Below are 17,308 nucleotides of genomic sequence, written 5' to 3'. Positions count from 1 at the left end.
GATAGGAAGCTGTCCCGTGACCGTGTCACGCCTTTCTAGTCAATCTCTTGCGGTCGTTCCAGCATTAAGAAGAGGTCTGCACCAAAACCTCCTCTGGCAACCACTTCGAAAGACGCTTGCGACGGCAGGTTTTGTGCCGCGAGTGGCGAGATTGACGGAATGCCGTCAGCGCCGATGATATGCTGGCTACTGGTCCATAAGATGCGGTCGACCAGACCATCCCGCAAGAGGCTGGCCGCCAATTTCCCACCTGCCTCGATCATCAGACTGCCGATACCTGCCTCAGCAATGGCGTTCATAACCGCTGAAAGCGACAATTTGCCATCATCACCGGCAATCACGGGCATAACCTCGGCACCAGTCGCCTCGATCGCGCTGACAGCATCCGCATCGGCACCCTGGTGACAGAAAAATGTCAGGCCAACATCGCCAACGCTGTTGAACAACCGCGCCGTGACAGGAGTTCGCAGCGATCCATCCAGAATAAACCGATGCGGGCTGTCGCCGGCAAGACCGGGCAGCCTACAGGTGAATTCGGGATCATCAGCCAGCACCGTGCCAACAGCAGACAGCAAACCATCAACCCGGCTTCGTTGCAGATGGACATATCGGCGCATATGCGGCCCGGTAATCCAGCGCTTTGCGCCATCAGCCAGCGCAATCATACCGTCAAGCGAGGTCGCGGTCTTCAGGGTCACAAAGGGGCACGCGCGTGTTGTCCGGGACAGAAAGCCGGCGGTAACACGGCGTGCCGCCTCTGCCTCGACACCAATTCGCAGGCTGATTCCCTGTTCGGCAAGGAGATCGATGCCGCGGCCATTCACCCGGTCATCAGGGTCCCGAAGGGCAATGACAACACGGGCCACACCGGCATCGACAAGAGCCTGCGCACAAGGACCGGTCTGGCCATGATGCGCGCAGGGTTCTAGCGTGACATAAACGGTGGCACCGCGCGCGGCGGTACCTGCCATGCCAAGGGCACGGACTTCGGCATGGGGACGCCCACCCGATGCGGTGTGTCCTGTGGCGACAAGCGTTCCATCGGCCGACACGATGGCACATCCCACAGGCGGATTTGGTGCCGTTCGCCCTTCAGCGCGGCGCGCCTCGGCAATGGCAACACGCATCCATCTGCGATCATCAGCCGGCGATGCCCCTGGTGTCGTGTCAGTCACCAAGTTCCTTTTCCACAAAATCTTCGAAATCGGTGGCTTCATCGAAATTCCGATACACCGACGCATAACGGATATAGGCCACCTGATCGAGGCTGGCCAAGGCCTGCATCACCAGTTCGCCAACCAGATGCGATGGCACATCACCCTCGGAATGGCCTTCCAGTTTGCGAACAATATCATTGATCGCCAGCGCCACCTGATCCTTGTCGACATCGCGCTTGCGAAGCGCAATTTCGAAGGACCGCTCAAGCTTGTCACGGTCGAACACGGATTTGCGCCCGCTTCGCTTGACGATGTTGATTTCCCGCAGCTGAACGCGTTCAAACGTCGTGAAACGCGCCTCGCACACCCCGCAGAGACGCCGCCGCCGAATGGCGGCACCGTCCTCGGCGGGCCGAGAATCCTTTACCTGGGTGTCTTCACTACCACAAAACGGACAAAGCATGATCCCCCGCCACGCAAGATATTGTTGTGGACGGGAGTGTACACACTATTGATAGATTGGGAAAGCCCGGCAAAGTTCCCGGACTTCATTCCGCACGCGGCCCTCGACAGCACTGTTGTCATCCGGGTTGGCGGCAAGACCATCAAGAACATCTCCGATCAGATGCCCAATCCGGGTGAATTCGGCGGCACCAAATCCACGCGTTGTTCCTGCCGGTGATCCAAGCCGCACGCCTGAGGTCACCATTGGCGGCTGAGGATCAAAAGGCACGCCATTCTTGTTGCAGGTGATACCGGCATTTTCCAGCGACACCTCGCTGATATTGCCTGTCAGCCCCTTTGGTCGCAGATCGACAAGCACAAGATGCGTGTCGGTGCCACCGGATACGATATCAAGACCACGTTCGATCAAGGCATCCGACAGCGTTTTCGCATTGGTCACGACCTGTTCGATATAGGTCCGGAATTCCGGACGCAGCGCCTCGCCAAATCCGGCAGCCTTGCCAGCTATGGCGTGCATCAGCGGACCACCCTGAAGACCGGGGAACACCGCCGAATTGATCTTTTTGCCAAGCGCCTCGTCATTCGACAGGATGATCCCGCCCCGCGCCGCCCGCAATGTCTTGTGCGTGGTCGAGGTCACGATATGGGCATGCGGTACCGGGTTCGGGTGGACGCCGGCAGCAACAAGTCCAGAGATATGTGCCATATCAACCATCAGATAGGCCCCGACAGCGTCGGCGACCTCGCGGAATTTTGCAAAATCAAGTGTCCGTGGATAGGCCGAGCCACCAGCCAGCAGAATCTTCGGCTTGCATGCCTTGGCCTGTTCCATCAGCGCATCAAAATCCACCTGTGCGGTTTCTTCATCAACACCATATTGTTCGGCATTGAACCATTTTCCGGACAGGTTTGGCGCCGCGCCATGCGTCAGGTGACCACCTGCGGCAAGCGACATTCCAAGAATTGTGTCTCCCGGCTTCAACAGTGACAGGAATACGGCCTGATTGGCCTGTGCGCCGGAATGCGGCTGCACATTCACAAAGGCCGCGTCAAACAGCTTCTTGGCACGTTCGATGGCCAGCGTTTCGGCAACATCGACAAATTCACATCCGCCATAATAGCGTCGGCCGGAATATCCCTCGGCATATTTGTTTGTCAGCACCGACCCCTGCGCCTCAAGCACCGCATTGCTGACGATGTTTTCGGACGCGATCATTTCGATCTGATCCTGCTGGCGGATCAACTCATGATTGATGGCGCCGGCCAGTTCAGGATCCGAATCGGCAAGGCCCGCCGAAAAGAAACCGTCCATGATTGCGTATTTTCTGATGTCATCCATGATGCTCTCCTGAGGCGACCCACTCTGTCGCCAGGTTGCGGTGTGCGCTACGCCGTATCGCCGGGACTGGCCAGCTTGTCAACACGGCGTGCATGACGCCCCCCTTCAAATTCTGTCTTCAAGAAAATATCGACGCAGTCCAATGCCACGGCAACGCCAGTCAGGCGTTCGCCAAGGGCCAGAACATTCGCATCATTATGTTCCCGGCACAGGCGCGCGGCAGTCACATCACCGACAAGCGCCGCCCTGACCCAGGGAAATCTGTTCACCGCGATGGAAATGCCAATGCCGCTGCCACATACAGCAATGCCTCGTGATGCAGGATCGACCTGCATCGCCTTAGCAAGTTTGGCCCCGTAATCGGGATAATCAACGGATTCGTTCGAAGCCGGCCCAAGATCTTCGACAGCCTTGCCCTGATCGACGAGATATGCAGCGATGGTGCGCCGCAAATCAGCACCAGCATGGTCCGAGCTGAGATAGATTTTCGAGGCGGGGAATACCATCCGCTGTCGTTCTCCGTTCACGACGGGCTGGAACACCCGTCTGAAAATCCAAGGCCGCAGACATTACTACCGATGTCCTGTCCCGCCAACCATTCAATTGCCCGTCGACAGCCCTGCGCCGACCGGTGGTACATATGATGTTACCGGCCAAATTCAATGGTGTTTTTCCGTCGGTGAATGCCGAATTTATGTCTGGTGAGATGATTGTTACAAAAATCAGCTGAAAATTTGAAAATTCATACAATTTTTTTATCGACAGGGCAATTATTCGTGCGTAACGTTTGAACCATAACACGGGGTGATTACCGGGTTTAGGGAGAGACTGGAGCTGGGGCAAACTCAGCCCACTGAGAAAAGGCAAGGCCGCAGCCTTGCTTTTTTTTGTGCCCATAATGACACCCTGCCAGAATTTTTGGACGACCAGCCCTAGCCCGTCGGGATGCCAAGGGTGATGATCTGCGCCGAAATGACCCAATCCACAATAATCGTCAATATCGCCGCGATGACAGTGGCGGCAAAACCCTTGCGCCACAGCATCGGACGCTGCGGGGCAGACGGCGCGTGACCAGCCTCTGGCGTCTCCTCGGTCCGCACGCCAAAGGGAAGGCTCATCAGGAACACCCACCACCACAGCAGCAAAAACACAACCAGCGCCGAGACAAAATCCATTACCCACCAACCTCTTCAAGTTCAATCAGGGTGCCACAGAAATCCTTTGGGTGAAGAAACAGCACCGGCGTGCCATGCGCGCCCGTCTTTGGTTCCCCATCCCCAAGAACCCTGGCCCCGGATGCGACGAGCCGGTCGCGAGCCTGGCGGATATCGGCGACCTCGTAACATATATGGTGCATGCCTCCATCCGGGTTGCGGTCCAGAAATCCAGCGATCGGCGAGGCGTCGCCAAGTGGCTCCATCAATTCGACCTTTGCATTCGGCTGCTCAACGAACACAACCCGCACGCCATGCTCCGGGAGTGGCAATGGCGCGCTGCAGACGGCACCAAGAGTGGACTGCCATTGCCGTGCCGCAGCCTCGACATCCGGCACCGCAATCGCGATATGGTTGATACGACCAATCATCTCACGTCACTACGCCACACCGCGAAGATCATCTTCGCTGACCCGCATGATATGAACATGCGCTATCGGACGCAGACCAAACATGTTGCGCGCGACGCGCCGCAGCGCCTGACCGGCAATCTCCTCGACATTCGCATCGTCGCGCCGGGCCGCCCGGCCCATGCCCGCCAGCGCATCCTCGATCGCCAGACTGGCGGTAGCGATGTAATCCGCTGCCGCCGATTCATCGCCGATACCGGTCTGCGACACCGCCGGAACAGCGCACAGCCCCCCATCGCGATTCATGACAAGACTGGCGGTGGCAACGCCGTTCCACAGCATCCGACGGCGGGCCCGCATCATGTCAGACTGAATTTCCAGAATCTTGCCCTTTTCATGGGTCAGCGCGCCGGTTTTGACATTGTCGATGATGGCAGCCTCGCCGTCACCGCCCTGCCCGGCAAGACGAATAACCGTTCCATTGTCGGGAAGCAGTGTCTGACGAACCTGGCATGCCTCGGCAAGCTCTGCATGCGCGGCAAGATGACGTGCCGTGCCGTGTACCGGAATTGCAATGCGTGGCTTGACCAGCCCGTACATTTCGACCATCTCCTCGCGCGAGGGATGACCGGATACATGCACCGGCGCATCCTCGTCCGTAACCAGGTTGATCCGCCGCCGGATCAACGCATCCTGGACCCGCGCAATGGCCGGCTCATTCCCGGGGATCTGGCGGGATGAATAGATGACGGTATCCCCTTCTTCGAGGGTTACGCTTTCATGCGCCCCGGCGGCAATCTTCGCCATTGCGGCACGCGGTTCGCCCTGGGTTCCGGTACAGATGATGACGATGTTGTTACGAGGCAGAAGATTGACATCTTCTTCCGGCACAAAATCGGGAAGATCACGCAGATAGCCAACCTCCTGCGCTGCAGAGATCGCCCGCTTGATTGCCCTGCCAACCACGGCAACCGACCGGTCATTCGCCTGCGCAGCGCTGATGATCGACTGTATGCGCGCCACATTGCTTGAAAAACAGGTCACGGCGACACGCCCCGTCGCGCCGGCAATAACATCGCGAAGACCTGCCTGTGCGTCGGCCTCGGACCCGGTGCGCCCCTCGACCATGGCGTTTGTCGAATCGCCAACCATCGCCAGCACACCTTCATCGCCGATCTGTGCCAGACGTGTGGTGTCGGTTTCGCCGCCAAGTCCCGGTGCCGGATCGAATTTCCAGTCACCGGTATGCAATACGGTGCCGGCCTCGCACCGGATGGCCAGCGCGGTTGGATCGGGGATGGAATGTGTCAGCCCAACCATTTCGACGCTGAACGGCCCGATATCTGTAACCGAACCAGGGCCAATCTCGATCAGGGGAATGGTCTCCTGATGGCCATTCTCGGCCAGCTTGCGACGCAGCAACGCCAGTGTGAAGGCACTTCCATAGACCGGACATCCAAGCTGGGACCACATATAGGGAATGGCACCAAGGTGATCTTCATGGCCATGCGTCAGAACGAGCCCCGCAAGCCGGTCACGTCGCTGTTCGATGAAGGTCAGATCCGGCAGCACAACATCAATACCGGGCATGCTGTCATCCGGGAACGAGATGCCGAGATCCACCATCAGCCAGCTGCCATTGTAATGATAGAGATTGGCATTCATGCCGATCTCGCCGGATCCACCAAGCGGCACAAAAAGAAGGTCGGTAGTATTATACATATGTCGTCGGTTTCCCTTGGTTGCGCAGCATCAGCGATTGCGCGCGAAAATTTCAAAAAGCCCTTTGACTGTCAGATCGGCATCGACAATCACCGGACCATCAAGATGCGACGCAAAAAGGCCAGCCAACCCACCCGTCATAATGGCCTTCATGTCGTCATCAGGCCCGCAATGGACAGCACGAAGCCGCGCCAGCAGCCCGTCAATCATGCTTACATACCCCCAGAAAACACCAGATTCCATCGCCGCGATGGTGTTTTTGCCGAGGATCGGCAGATCCGCCTCGAAGTGCCGCAGTTCCAGCCTTGGCAATTGTGCTGCCGCACGTTCAAGTGCCTCGATTGAAAGTGATACGCCGGGGGCAATAATACCGCCTTCATAGGCACCATCGGCGGCAACAAGATCAAGTGTCGTCGCGGTCCCGAAATCCAGCACAATGGCGGGAAGGCTGTGATGCACCTTTGCCCCGACAGCATTGACAAGCCGGTCCGCCCCCGCCTGATGCGGCATGTCGATATTGACGTCAATGCCAAGCTTCACATCGGCACTGCCAACAACAAGTGGGGCCTTGCCGGTAAGCAGGGAAAGCGCCTCAACGACCCGGGGCGTGACATTCGGCACGACACTGGCAATGATGGAGTCGTCAGCTTCATCAAGCGCCGTCCCCATAGTGCCGCGCATCAGATCAATACAGGTTTCGGTATCGGAAATGGCGTCGGTACGGATTCGCCATACATCGCGAACGCCGGCATCCACATCACCAAGCGCCAGCACAAGGTTTGTGTTTCCAACATCAATGGCAAGCAGCATTCAGCCTCTACCCATCAGTTCGACATCACCTGTCGTGACACGGATGCGCCGACCGGCATCATCGCGCAGGACAAGAGCGCCGTCAGTATCGAGATCGTCGAACGATCCCGCAATGACATCGGCACCGGTCGAGACCCGCACCTTGTCGCCTATATGGGCGCAATGACGAAGCCATTCCAGCCTTACCGGTGCAAAACCTGAACGGACATAGGCGTCAACACGGGTCAGAAGATTGTTCCCGTAACTTTCCGCCAGATCGGCCGGGGTGACATCACCGCCACCAAGGTCATGCACGGAAATCGCTGGCAGGCGGGCATTCGCCACGGTTGTGACCGGCACGATATTGACACCGGTGCCTATCACGATCGCCTCGCCACGCGCCTCGAGAAGAATGCCGCTGATCTTGCCGCCACCAACAAGAACATCGTTTGGCCATTTCAATTGCACCTCATGTCCGGCAAGCCGTGCTGCCAGTTCCTCGCGGATCGCCAGCGCGGCGACAAAGGACAGGCCAAAATAGGCATGTGGCAACAGCGAAGGACGCAGCAGAACGGACAGATACATCCCGCCCCGTGCCGATGCCCAGGAAGCACCCCGGCGACCACGTCCTGCGGTCTGTTCACCAACCAGAAAGGCCCGACCCGAAGGCGCGCCCTCGGCGGCGGCCTGCCAGGCGAGATCAGACGAGGATGACGCAACATCAACCCTGGTCAATGACAGCACGGATGGCGCTGGCAACATCACCTGTCAGGTCAACCGAAAACGATCAGCGCCACCGCTGCGCTGTCAGCCGCCGCCAACAGACCGCCAAGACCGGCAAAGAACAGCAGGATCACCGCCAGGCTGGCGCCAAGCACCACGCGGTTGGCCATCGGAATATGGGGATCAAGCGGTGCGTCGGTGTCTTCAAAATACATCAGACGGATGATCCGCAGGTAATAGAAGGCACCAATCACCGACATCACCACACCGATTACCGCCAGCGGCACAAGACCTGCCTCGACAGCCGCGAGGAAGACATACCATTTGCCGAAGAAGCCGGCCAGCGGTGGAATGCCGGCCATTGAAAACATCATCACCAGCAGGCCGATGGCAGGCAACGGATGAGTGCTGGACAAACCCTTCAGATCGGCAATCCGGGTGGCTTCGGCACCATCCCGCCGCATCAGCAGTATGATCGCGAACGTGCCAGCGCCCATGAACACATAGCCTGTCATATAGATCATCACGCCGGTTGCACCAGCCACGGTGCCGGCAGCCAGGCCGGCAAGCGCATATCCCATATGGGCAATCGACGAATAGGCCATCATACGCTTGATATCTGTTTGCATGATGGCACCAAGGGCACCAATGACCATCGAGGCAATCGACAGGGCGATCAGTACCTGCTGCCACTGGTCTGCGATACTGCCAAAGGCACCGTAGGTCAGCCGAAGAAGCAGCGAAATCGCGGCCACCTTGGGCGCAATGGCGAACAATGCTGTCACCAGTGTTGGCGACCCCTCATAGACATCGGGAGTCCACATATGGAACGGTGCGGCTGATACCTTGAACGCCAGACCCGAGATCATGAAGACCATGCCGATGATGAAGACAGGCGGCAGCGCGCCACCGGAAAGCGCCTCTGCGATACCGGTGAAATCGGTCGTACCGGCCACGCCATAGACAAGCGATGCGCCGTATAACAGCATTCCCGACGACAATGCGCCAAGAAGGAAATATTTCAGGCCCGCCTCGGAGGAACGAAGCGAATTGGTGCGCATTGCCGCCACCACATAGAGCGGCAATGACTGCAATTCGATCCCCATATAGAGCGCCATCAGATTGTCAGCTGAAATCATCAGCATCATGCCGACAAGTGCCAGCAGAACAAGAAGACTGTATTCGGGCTTGTTGATATCACCGTCACCATCGGTGCGCAGCGACAGACCAAGTGCCGCAAAGGTGCCCGTCAGCACAAGCACCTTCATGTAGCTGGCAAAACTGTCAGCCGAAAACATGCCGCCAAAAGCAGAGGTGATCACAAGGTCTGAATTCACCAGCAGAAGCAAGGTGATCAGAATGCCACCCATAGCCATCCGGGTAACCCGGCGCGCATTGCGTGCCGTCTCGCCCCCGAAGGCCGCAACAAGCACCAGGAGAAGACTGACACCGGCCAGAAAGATCTCGGGCAATGCCGGCATGATATCGGCCATCTGGAATTCGAACATCGCCCTATCTCCCCGCCAACACGATGGCACCGCCCGCAGCGGCACTGTCTAGGATGAGCTGAATGCTTGATGCCATGACATCAAGCAATGATGCCGGATAGATGCCGAACCAAAGAACCAGCACCGTCAGCGGCGCAAAAATCAGAACCTCACGGCGGCTGATCCGTTCCATCGCCTCGACCTCTGGGCTGACGACCTTGCCAAACATCACGCGCCGATACAGCCACAGCATGTAGGTCGCGCCAAGGACAAGGCCGGTGGCAGTGAACAGGGCCACCCAGCTGCTGGCCTTCCAGGCGCCGACAAGCACCAGCATTTCACCAACAAAGCCGCTTGTTCCCGGCAGACCAACCGAAGCCAGCATCATGAACATGAAGAAGACGGCATAGCGTGGCATCACTGCTGCCACCCCGCCATAAGCCGTGATTTCGCGTGTGTGAAGGCGGTCATAGACAACCCCGACACAGAAGAACAGCGCCGCCGACACCAGACCATGGCTGATCATCTGGAACATCGCACCGGCTACACCCTGTTCGGTAAGGGTGAAGATCCCGATCGTCACGAACCCCATATGCGCCACCGAGGAATAGGCGATCAGCTTTTTCATGTCGCTTTGTGCCAGCGCGACGAGCGACGTGTACACAATGGCGATGATCGACAGCGCAAAGATCAACGGCGCAAAGAATTCGGACGCCAGCGGGAACATCGGCAGTGAAAAGCGGATAAAACCGTATCCCCCCATCTTCAAAAGCACCCCGGCAAGGATCATCGAGCCAGCGGTCGGAGCCTCGACATGAGCGTCGGGAAGCCAGGTATGAACCGGCCACATCGGCACCTTGACGGCAAAGGAGGCAAGAAAGCCCAGGAACAACCAGGTCTGCATGCCCGCCGCAAAGCCATGTGATGTCAGCATCGGAATATCGGTCGTGCCGGCGTCAATATACATTGCCAGCATGCAGACGAGCATCAGCACCGATCCGAGAAGCGTATAGAGAAAGAATTTGAACGCCGCATAGACACGCCGCGCCCCGCCCCAGACACCGATGATGATGAACATCGGGATCAGCACACCCTCGAAGAACAGATAGAACATCAGCATGTCAAGCGAGGCAAACATGCCGATCATCATGGTTTCCAGCACCAGAAAGGCGATCATATATTCACGGACACGCTTGGTGATGGCTTTCCAGCTGGCAAGAATTGCCAGCGGTGACAGCAATGTCGACAACAGGATGAACGGCATCGAAATGCCGTCAACGCCAAGGTGATAGCTGATGCCACCGGCCGGAATCCAGTCACCGCGTTCCTCGAACTGATAGCCCGGTGCCTGCGGATCGAAATTCAGCAGCAGCGCCAGTGACACCACAAAGGTGAACCCGCTGACCCATAGCGCCACATGGCGCGCGTTGCGGGCCACCACCTGATCTTCGCCACGGATCATCATCAGGAACAGAACGCCGATCATCGGCAGGAAGGTAATGATCGTCAGAAGGGGCCAGTTGCCAATCATTGCCTATATCCCCCCGAACCGAAGATAATACCAGCTGACCAGCACAACCACGCCGATCAGCATTGCGAACGCATAATGGAAGACGAAACCCGACTGCAGACGAGATGCCGCCGCCGACACCCGAACCACAAGACCTGACAGGCCATCCGGCCCCAGACCGTCAATCGTGTCACGATCGCCTTTCTGCCACAGCACAGCACCAATCCGCACCGCCGGCCGCACAAAGACCGCGTCATAGAGTTCGTCGAAATACCATTTGTTGAAGAAGAAGGCATGCACCGGCCGGAAGGTCCGGACCATCGCAGCAGGAATGCCTGTCCAGACGCTGTAGCACAGCACCGCAAGCACGACACCAGACGTTGCCAGACCAATCGGCAGCAGCTTGACCCAGGTCGGAACATGATGGGCATTTTCCATCGCCGGATGGATCGGAAGGATCAGGATCGAGTCGCCCCAGAACCGTTCCATTCCAGAGCCGACAAACAATTCATAGCCGATCCAGCCCGAAAAGATCGCGCCGACTGACAGCACCAGCAACGGCACTGTCATCACCAGAGGTGATTCATGAACATGTGACATCACCTCGGCCGAGGCCCGCGGCTTGCCGTGGAACGCCATGATCAACAGTCGCCAGCTGTAGAATGCTGTCAGCAGGGCCGCCGCACAGCCAAGCCAGAACGCAAGCGACCCGACACCGGTATGCGCGGCATAGGCCGCTTCAAGGATCATGTCCTTCGAATAGAAGCCAGCAAAGAACGGAAATCCGGCAAGCGCCAGCGATCCAATCCACATCATCGCGTAGGTGAAGGGAATCTTGCGCCAGATCCCGCCCATATTGCGCAGATCCTGTTCGTCGGACAGCGCGTGGATCACCGATCCCGCACCAAGGAACAGCAGCGCCTTGAAAAAGGCATGTGTTGTCAGGTGGAACATCGCCGCCGGATAGGCCGAAACCCCGGCAGCAAAGAACATGTAACCAAGCTGCGAACAGGTCGAATAGGCAATCACCCGCTTGATATCAAACTGGGTAAAACCGACCGTCGCCGCAAAGATCGCCGTCAACGCCCCGACAATGGTGATGATATCAAGCGAGAACGGCGCATATTCCAGCATCGGCGACAGGCGGCATACCATGAAGACACCTGCGGTAACCATGGTCGCAGCATGAATGAGCGCCGACACCGGCGTCGGGCCCTCCATGGCATCGGGAAGCCAGGTGTGAAGACCAAGCTGGGCCGATTTGCCCATCGCACCAATGAACAGCAGGATGCCCGCAACCTCGAGCGCCGGCAGCGCACTGCCGAGGAAACTGATTTCGCTGTTTGCCATAATCGCGGCATTCGCGAAAATCTCGTCGAACTGGATCGACCCGAAAATCTGGTAAACCGCGAGAATACCAAGCGCAAAGCCGAAATCGCCGACACGGTTGACCACAAAGGCCTTCATCGCCGCGGTATGGGCGCTGTCCTTCTTGTACCAGAAGCCGATCAGAAGATATGAGGCGACACCAACACCCTCCCAGCCAAAGAACAGCTGCACCAGATTATCCGCCGTCACCAGCATCAGCATGGCAAAGGTGAACAGGCTGAGATAGGCCATGAACCGGGCCCGGGCGTTGTCGTGCGACATGTAGCCGACAGAATAGACGTGAACCATTGATGACACGCCCGTGACGACAATCAGCATCACCGCGGTCAGCGTGTCGAAACGCAGCCGCCACATCGCCTCGAAGTCACCCGAGACAATCCAGCGCGCAAGATCGATGGTGACAGGCTGACCGCCAATCGCCACCTGCACAAAGGCAATGATCGAGAACAACAACGACAAAAGCATGAAGCCGCAGGTGATCAGTTCGGCCACCCGGTCGCGGTTGCCAAGGCTGAGCCAGCCTGCAATCAGCGATCCCAGAAGCGGCAGAAAGACAATCGAAGCATACATTCCAGATCAGCCCTTCATCATGTTCACATCCTCAACCGCAATCGATCCGCGGTTGCGGAAGAAAACGACGAGAATGGCAAGGCCGATCGCAGCCTCGGCGGCAGCGACGGTCAGAATGAAGAGCGAGAAGATCTGCCCTTCAAGATCCCCGTTATAGGCGGAGAAGGAAACCATGTTGATGTTCACCGCAAGCAGCATCAATTCGATCGACATCAGGATCGTGATCACGTTCTTGCGGTTCAGGAAAATGCCGAAGGTGCCAAGCGCGAACAGCACGGCGGACACGGCAAGATAATGATTTAGCGAAAGTTCGAGCATGGCTTACCTCTCACGCTTGCTTGGTGACACCGTGGCAACGGTACGGGCCGACGCGCCAACCGGCACATCGACAATCTCGACACTGTCTTCACGGCGCCGCATATTCTGATCCGCAATCACCTGACGCCGAACCCCGGACCGCCGGCGCATGGTCAGCGAAATGGCACCGATCATCGCCACAAGCAGGATCAGACCAGCCACCTGGAACAGATACATGTATTTCGTGTACAGAACGTTGCCCAAGGCGCGGGTGTTGCTGATCTCTGCCACAGCCGGCAGGGTCGCTTCGCTGAAGGCATCGCCATACATTGCCGCCACCAGCTCGAACACCAGAATACCGCCGACAATCAGGCCGATTGGCAGATATTTCTGAAAGCCGGCGCGCATCTCGGCAAAATTGATGTCGAGCATCATCACAACAAACAGGAACAGCACCGCGACCGCGCCGACATAGACGACGACAAGAAGCATCGCGATGAATTCAGCGCCAATCAGAACGAACAGCCCAGCCGCATTGAAAAAGGCCAGGATCAGAAACAGGACGGAATAAACAGGGTTGCGCGAGACCACGACCATCAGGCCAGCACCAAGCATCACCGCTGCAAACAGATAGAAGAACAGCGCCTCAATCATGCTCCGCCATCCCTGCAATTGATTTCACGAGTCAGTCCCCCTGTCATGATCAGCGCCAGCGTGCGTCTGCGGCGAGATTGCGGGCAATTTCGGTTTCCCATCGGTCACCATTCGCAAGGAGTTTGTCCTTGTCGTAATACAGTTCTTCGCGGGTTTCGGTTGCGAATTCGAAATTCGGTCCTTCGACAATGGCATCCACCGGGCAGGCTTCCTGACAGAAACCGCAATAGATGCATTTTGTCATGTCGATGTCATAGCGCGTTGTCCGGCGGCTACCATCCTCGCGGGGTTCGGCCTCGATGGTGATGGCCTGTGCCGGGCATACCGCCTCACACAGCTTGCAGGCAATGCACCGCTCCTCGCCATTCGGATAGCGACGCAGGGCGTGTTCCCCCCGGAAACGCGGCGACAGGCTGCCCTTTTCGTAAGGGTAGTTGATGGTCACCTTCGGCTTGAAGAAATATTTCAGCGTCAGGAACAGCCCCTTGCCAAGTTCCAGCAGCAGGAATGAACGCAGACTGTCGATCATCGCACGCATCGTACTTCTCCCCCTTAGCCTGCCATCACATTTGGCAGATTGTCGGTCCATAGCAGGAAGCCCGACGTCAGCACGACCCAGATCAGCGAGAAAGGAAGGAAAATCTTCCATCCAAGGCGCATCAGCTGGTCGTAACGATAGCGTGGTGTCGTCGCCCGCACCCACAGGAACACAAACAGCAGCAGCATCACCTTGAGGATGAACCACAGCGGCCCGGGCACAAGATTCAGTGGCCAGATATCAAATGGTGGCAGCCAGCCGCCAAGGAACAGCACCGTCGTCATGCCGCTCATCAGGATCATGTTGGCGTATTCACCAAGGAAGAACAGCGCAAAGCTCATCGATGAATATTCAACGAAATAACCGGCAACAAGTTCCGATTCACCTTCCGGAAGGTCGAACGGTGCCCGGTTTGTTTCGGCAAGTGTCGAGATGAAGAAGACAAAGAACATCGGCAACAGCGGCAAGGCAAACCACATATCGCGCTGCGCCTCGACAATGGCTGTCAGGTTCAGCGAACCGACACAGATCAGCACGTTGATGATGACAAGGCCCATCGACACTTCATAGGACACCATCTGTGCCGCAGACCGCAACGCGCCAAGGAAGGCATATTTCGAGTTGCTGGCCCAACCGGCCATGATCACGCCATAGACACCAAGCGACGAAATCGCAAAAAGATAGAGAATTCCGACATTGATGTCGGCAATCACCAGGCCTTCGCCAAACGGGATCACCGCCCAGGCCACGAGCGCCAGGACAAAGGTCAGCATCGGCGCAAACATGAAGACAAGCTTGTTGGCCCCGGCCGGCAGGATGGTTTCCTTGGCCATCAGCTTCAGCGCATCGGCAAAAGGCTGGAACAGACCGAATGGACCAACGACATTCGGGCCCTTGCGCAACTGCATGAACCCGATCACCCGTCGCTCGGCCAGTGTCAGATAGGCAACCGCAATCAGCAGTGGACCGACAACAAGCATGATCTTGCCGACAATCCAGGCCAGTTCGATGATATAGCTGTTCATAATCAGGTCCATATCGTCACTCCGCCGCGTCCTGGGCTCGATCGGCCTGCAACGCCATCATACACTGTCCCATCGTTTCCGAGGCGCGGCTAATGGCACAGGTCATGTAGAATCCGTCAAGTGCCGTTATCACTGGCGCCGAGCTGGTTTTGCCGCGACCACCAAACTTTGCCCAGCGTGCCGCCTTGACGGCGTCCGGAACGGCGAAATGCGGTGCCACTTCGAACAATTCGTCACGAAGCTCGGCAAGGCTGTCAAATCCGAGATTGAGTCCCATACGGCCAGCAAGCGCGCGAATGATTGTCCAGTCCTCTCGCGCCTCACCGGGCGGGAAGGTCGCACGGTTGGCATATTGCACCCGGCCCTCGGTATTCACATAGATCCCGTCCTTCTCGGTATAGGCCGCGCCCGGCAGGATCACATCGGCGACATGCGCGCCGGCATCACCGTGATGTCCCTGATAAATGACGAAGGCCTTCTTCAGCCGTTCGGCATCAATCTGGTCGGCAGCCTGAAGCCAGACGACATCAAGCGTACCAGCCTCGGCGGCCTTGTACATGCCGGCAACATCAAGTCCACCGCGCGCCGGGGTCAAACCAAGGTCAAGTGCGCCGACGCGGGCCGCTGCCGTGTGAAGGACGTTGAAACCGTTCCAGTCACCACTCACGACACCATAGCTGTCTGCGATCTCATGCGCCTTGCCGAGTATGGCCGCCCCATCAGGACGCGAAAGTGCGCCCATACCAATGATGATCATCGGCCTTTTGGCCCGTTTCAGAGTGGCCGCAAACTTTGACTTTCCAGACAGGATATCGGCCAGAACCGACGGATTATCACCAAGGTTTTCAGCCTCGTATGTCAGATCCATCTGCGGACCGACCACACCGACGGGAAGCCGTGTCGCCAGCCAGTTGCGGCGAATGCGGGCATTCAGAACGGCAGCCTCGATCCGCGGGTTGCTGCCGATGATCAGCAGCGCATCCGCATCATCAATGCCGGCGATGGTCGAATTGAACAGATAACCGGCACGCGCCCCGCCGATCGCCGCGCCATCCTGACGACAGTCGATATTGCCACTGCCCAGCTTGGCGAACAGACGCTTCAGCGCAAACATGGCTTCGGCATCGCATTGATCGCCAGTGATGGCCGCCATTTTTTCCGGCTTTGCCTTTTTCAGCTTTGCCGCCACTGTCGTCAGCGCGTCGTCCCAGCTGGCCGGAGCCAGCCTGCCGTCACGACCGCGGATATAGGGCGTGTCGAGACGTTGCCTACGCAAGCCGTCAATGGCATAGCGCGTCTTGTCGGAAATCCATTCCTCGTTGATGTCCTCATTCAGACGCGGCAGCACGCGAAGCACCTGCGCACCGCGCGAGTCCACCCGGATGTTGCTGCCGACGGCATCCATCACATCGATCGATTCCGTTTTGTTCAGCTCCCAGGGGCGCGCGGTAAAGGCATAGGGCTTTGACGTCAAAGCCCCGACAGGACACAGGTCGATGACATTTGCCGACAATTCAGAGGCAAGCGTCTTTTCAAGATAGGTCGTGATCTCCATCGACTCGCCACGGCCAATCGCACCAAGCTCGGGAACACCTGCCACTTCGGTGGCAAAGCGGACACAGCGCGTGCAATGGATGCACCGGGTCATGGTTGTGCTGATCAATGGCCCCATATGCTTGTCTTCGACAGCCCGCTTGTTCTCTTCATAGCGCGAGGAGTCAAAGCCATAGCCCATCGCCTGATCCTGCAGATCGCATTCGCCGCCCTGATCGCAGATCGGACAGTCGAGAGGATGGTTGATCAGCAGAAATTCCATCACACCCTCGCGCGCCTTCGTCACCCGATCCGTATCGGTGCGGATGACCATGCCGTCACCGGCAGGCATGGCACAGGAGGCGATTGGCTTTGGCGCACGCTCCATATCAACGAGGCACATCCGGCAATTGCCGGCAATGGACAGGCGGTCATGATAGCAAAAGCGTGGGATCTCTACGCCGGCTTCCTCACATGCGTGAAGGACGGTCGCACCATCCTCGACCTCAACCTCAATGCCATTGACTGTCAGCTTTGGCATGCCCC

The 17,308-nt window shown here is 57.7% G+C and carries 17 protein-coding genes; all 17 read right to left on the bottom strand.

Annotation, left to right across the window (positions count from 1 at the left end; genetic code table 11):
• Positions 1-35: 35 nt before the first annotated feature.
• Positions 36-1,175 carry a bifunctional diaminohydroxyphosphoribosylaminopyrimidine deaminase/5-amino-6-(5-phosphoribosylamino)uracil reductase RibD gene (gene ribD / locus AB3X55_02015; GenBank protein MEX0502356.1) on the bottom strand — a complete coding sequence of 380 codons (1,140 nt, stop codon included), beginning with the start codon at positions 1,173-1,175 and terminating at the stop codon, positions 36-38.
• Positions 1,168-1,620, bottom strand: a complete 453-nt coding sequence (gene nrdR, locus AB3X55_02010; GenBank protein MEX0502355.1) for a transcriptional regulator NrdR — start codon at positions 1,618-1,620, stop codon at positions 1,168-1,170. The genes ribD and nrdR overlap by 8 nt, the downstream gene beginning before the upstream one ends.
• 45 nt (positions 1,621-1,665) lie before the next feature.
• Positions 1,666-2,934: a serine hydroxymethyltransferase gene (gene glyA, locus AB3X55_02005; protein ID MEX0502354.1), complete on the bottom strand. Its 1,269-nt coding sequence runs from the start codon at positions 2,932-2,934 to the stop codon at positions 1,666-1,668.
• Positions 2,935-3,008: 74 nt separating this feature from the next.
• Complete coding sequence (rpiB, locus tag AB3X55_02000; protein MEX0502353.1) at positions 3,009-3,467, bottom strand: ribose 5-phosphate isomerase B; 459 nt, start codon at positions 3,465-3,467, stop codon at positions 3,009-3,011.
• Between the two features lie 426 nt (positions 3,468-3,893).
• A complete protein-coding gene (locus AB3X55_01995; protein ID MEX0502352.1) occupies positions 3,894-4,136 on the bottom strand; it encodes a DUF1467 family protein in 243 nt (80 codons plus the stop codon).
• A complete protein-coding gene (gene mce, locus AB3X55_01990) occupies positions 4,136-4,546 on the bottom strand; it encodes a methylmalonyl-CoA epimerase (protein MEX0502351.1) in 411 nt (136 codons plus the stop codon). The genes AB3X55_01995 and mce overlap by 1 nt, the downstream gene beginning before the upstream one ends.
• Positions 4,547-4,555: 9 nt before the next feature.
• Positions 4,556-6,247 carry a ribonuclease J gene (locus tag AB3X55_01985; protein MEX0502350.1) on the bottom strand — a complete coding sequence of 564 codons (1,692 nt, stop codon included), beginning with the start codon at positions 6,245-6,247 and terminating at the stop codon, positions 4,556-4,558.
• A gap of 30 nt (positions 6,248-6,277) precedes the next feature.
• A complete protein-coding gene (locus AB3X55_01980; GenBank protein ID MEX0502349.1) occupies positions 6,278-7,057 on the bottom strand; it encodes a type III pantothenate kinase in 780 nt (259 codons plus the stop codon).
• Positions 7,058-7,798: a biotin--[acetyl-CoA-carboxylase] ligase gene (locus AB3X55_01975; protein ID MEX0502348.1), complete on the bottom strand. Its 741-nt coding sequence runs from the start codon at positions 7,796-7,798 to the stop codon at positions 7,058-7,060.
• A gap of 11 nt (positions 7,799-7,809) precedes the next feature.
• Positions 7,810-9,267 carry an NADH-quinone oxidoreductase subunit NuoN gene (gene nuoN, locus AB3X55_01970; protein MEX0502347.1) on the bottom strand — a complete coding sequence of 486 codons (1,458 nt, stop codon included), beginning with the start codon at positions 9,265-9,267 and terminating at the stop codon, positions 7,810-7,812.
• 4 nt (positions 9,268-9,271) lie between these two features.
• Positions 9,272-10,777, bottom strand: a complete 1,506-nt coding sequence (locus AB3X55_01965) for an NADH-quinone oxidoreductase subunit M (protein MEX0502346.1) — start codon at positions 10,775-10,777, stop codon at positions 9,272-9,274.
• A gap of 3 nt (positions 10,778-10,780) precedes the next feature.
• Positions 10,781-12,715: an NADH-quinone oxidoreductase subunit L gene (gene nuoL, locus AB3X55_01960; GenBank protein MEX0502345.1), complete on the bottom strand. Its 1,935-nt coding sequence runs from the start codon at positions 12,713-12,715 to the stop codon at positions 10,781-10,783.
• 6 nt (positions 12,716-12,721) lie between these two features.
• Positions 12,722-13,033 (bottom strand): NADH-quinone oxidoreductase subunit NuoK, encoded by a 312-nt coding sequence (nuoK, locus tag AB3X55_01955; protein ID MEX0502344.1) that lies wholly within the window; start codon positions 13,031-13,033, stop codon positions 12,722-12,724.
• Positions 13,034-13,036: 3 nt separating this feature from the next.
• Positions 13,037-13,666 (bottom strand): NADH-quinone oxidoreductase subunit J, encoded by a 630-nt coding sequence (locus tag AB3X55_01950; GenBank protein MEX0502343.1) that lies wholly within the window; start codon positions 13,664-13,666, stop codon positions 13,037-13,039.
• 49 nt (positions 13,667-13,715) lie between these two features.
• Entirely contained in the window at positions 13,716-14,204 is a 489-nt protein-coding gene (nuoI, locus tag AB3X55_01945) for an NADH-quinone oxidoreductase subunit NuoI (GenBank protein ID MEX0502342.1), read from the bottom strand.
• Between the two features lie 14 nt (positions 14,205-14,218).
• Entirely contained in the window at positions 14,219-15,241 is a 1,023-nt protein-coding gene (gene nuoH / locus AB3X55_01940) for an NADH-quinone oxidoreductase subunit NuoH (protein ID MEX0502341.1), read from the bottom strand.
• A 4-nt stretch (positions 15,242-15,245) separates the two neighbouring features.
• Positions 15,246-17,303, bottom strand: coding sequence for an NADH-quinone oxidoreductase subunit NuoG (gene nuoG, locus AB3X55_01935; protein MEX0502340.1), 2,058 nt, complete (start codon positions 17,301-17,303; stop codon positions 15,246-15,248).
• Between the last annotated feature and the right edge of the window lie 5 nt (positions 17,304-17,308).

It is taken from the genome of Alphaproteobacteria bacterium LSUCC0719 (assembly GCA_040839025.1).
Classification (GTDB): Bacteria; Pseudomonadota; Alphaproteobacteria; order Puniceispirillales; family Puniceispirillaceae; genus UBA8309.
This window is presented reverse-complemented; position numbering and strand designations above follow the sequence as displayed.

Bases quoted from the DNA above. Each gene is read 5' to 3' on its own strand.
- nrdR (MEX0502355.1), bottom strand. From the start codon at position 1,620: ATGCTTTGTCCGTTTTGTGGTAGTGAAGACACCCAGGTAAAGGATTCT.
- glyA (MEX0502354.1), bottom strand. From the start codon at position 2,934: ATGGACGGTTTCTTTTCGGCGGGCCTTGCCGATTCGGATCCTGAACTG.
- rpiB (MEX0502353.1), bottom strand. From the start codon at position 3,467: ATGGTATTCCCCGCCTCGAAAATCTATCTCAGCTCGGACCATGCTGGT.
- AB3X55_01995 (MEX0502352.1), bottom strand. From the start codon at position 4,136: ATGGATTTTGTCTCGGCGCTGGTTGTGTTTTTGCTGCTGTGGTGGTGG.
- mce (MEX0502351.1), bottom strand. From the start codon at position 4,546: ATGATTGGTCGTATCAACCATATCGCGATTGCGGTGCCGGATGTCGAG.
- AB3X55_01985 (MEX0502350.1), bottom strand. From the start codon at position 6,247: ATGTATAATACTACCGACCTTCTTTTTGTGCCGCTTGGTGGATCCGGC.
- AB3X55_01980 (MEX0502349.1), bottom strand. From the start codon at position 7,057: ATGCTGCTTGCCATTGATGTTGGAAACACAAACCTTGTGCTGGCGCTT.
- AB3X55_01975 (MEX0502348.1), bottom strand. From the start codon at position 7,798: ATGTTGCCAGCGCCATCCGTGCTGTCATTGACCAGGGTTGATGTTGCG.
- nuoN (MEX0502347.1), bottom strand. From the start codon at position 9,267: ATGTTCGAATTCCAGATGGCCGATATCATGCCGGCATTGCCCGAGATC.
- AB3X55_01965 (MEX0502346.1), bottom strand. From the start codon at position 10,777: ATGATTGGCAACTGGCCCCTTCTGACGATCATTACCTTCCTGCCGATG.
- nuoL (MEX0502345.1), bottom strand. From the start codon at position 12,715: ATGTATGCTTCGATTGTCTTTCTGCCGCTTCTGGGATCGCTGATTGCA.
- nuoK (MEX0502344.1), bottom strand. From the start codon at position 13,033: ATGCTCGAACTTTCGCTAAATCATTATCTTGCCGTGTCCGCCGTGCTG.
- AB3X55_01950 (MEX0502343.1), bottom strand. From the start codon at position 13,666: ATGATTGAGGCGCTGTTCTTCTATCTGTTTGCAGCGGTGATGCTTGGT.
- nuoI (MEX0502342.1), bottom strand. From the start codon at position 14,204: ATGCGTGCGATGATCGACAGTCTGCGTTCATTCCTGCTGCTGGAACTT.
- nuoH (MEX0502341.1), bottom strand. From the start codon at position 15,241: ATGGACCTGATTATGAACAGCTATATCATCGAACTGGCCTGGATTGTC.
- nuoG (MEX0502340.1), bottom strand. From the start codon at position 17,303: ATGCCAAAGCTGACAGTCAATGGCATTGAGGTTGAGGTCGAGGATGGT.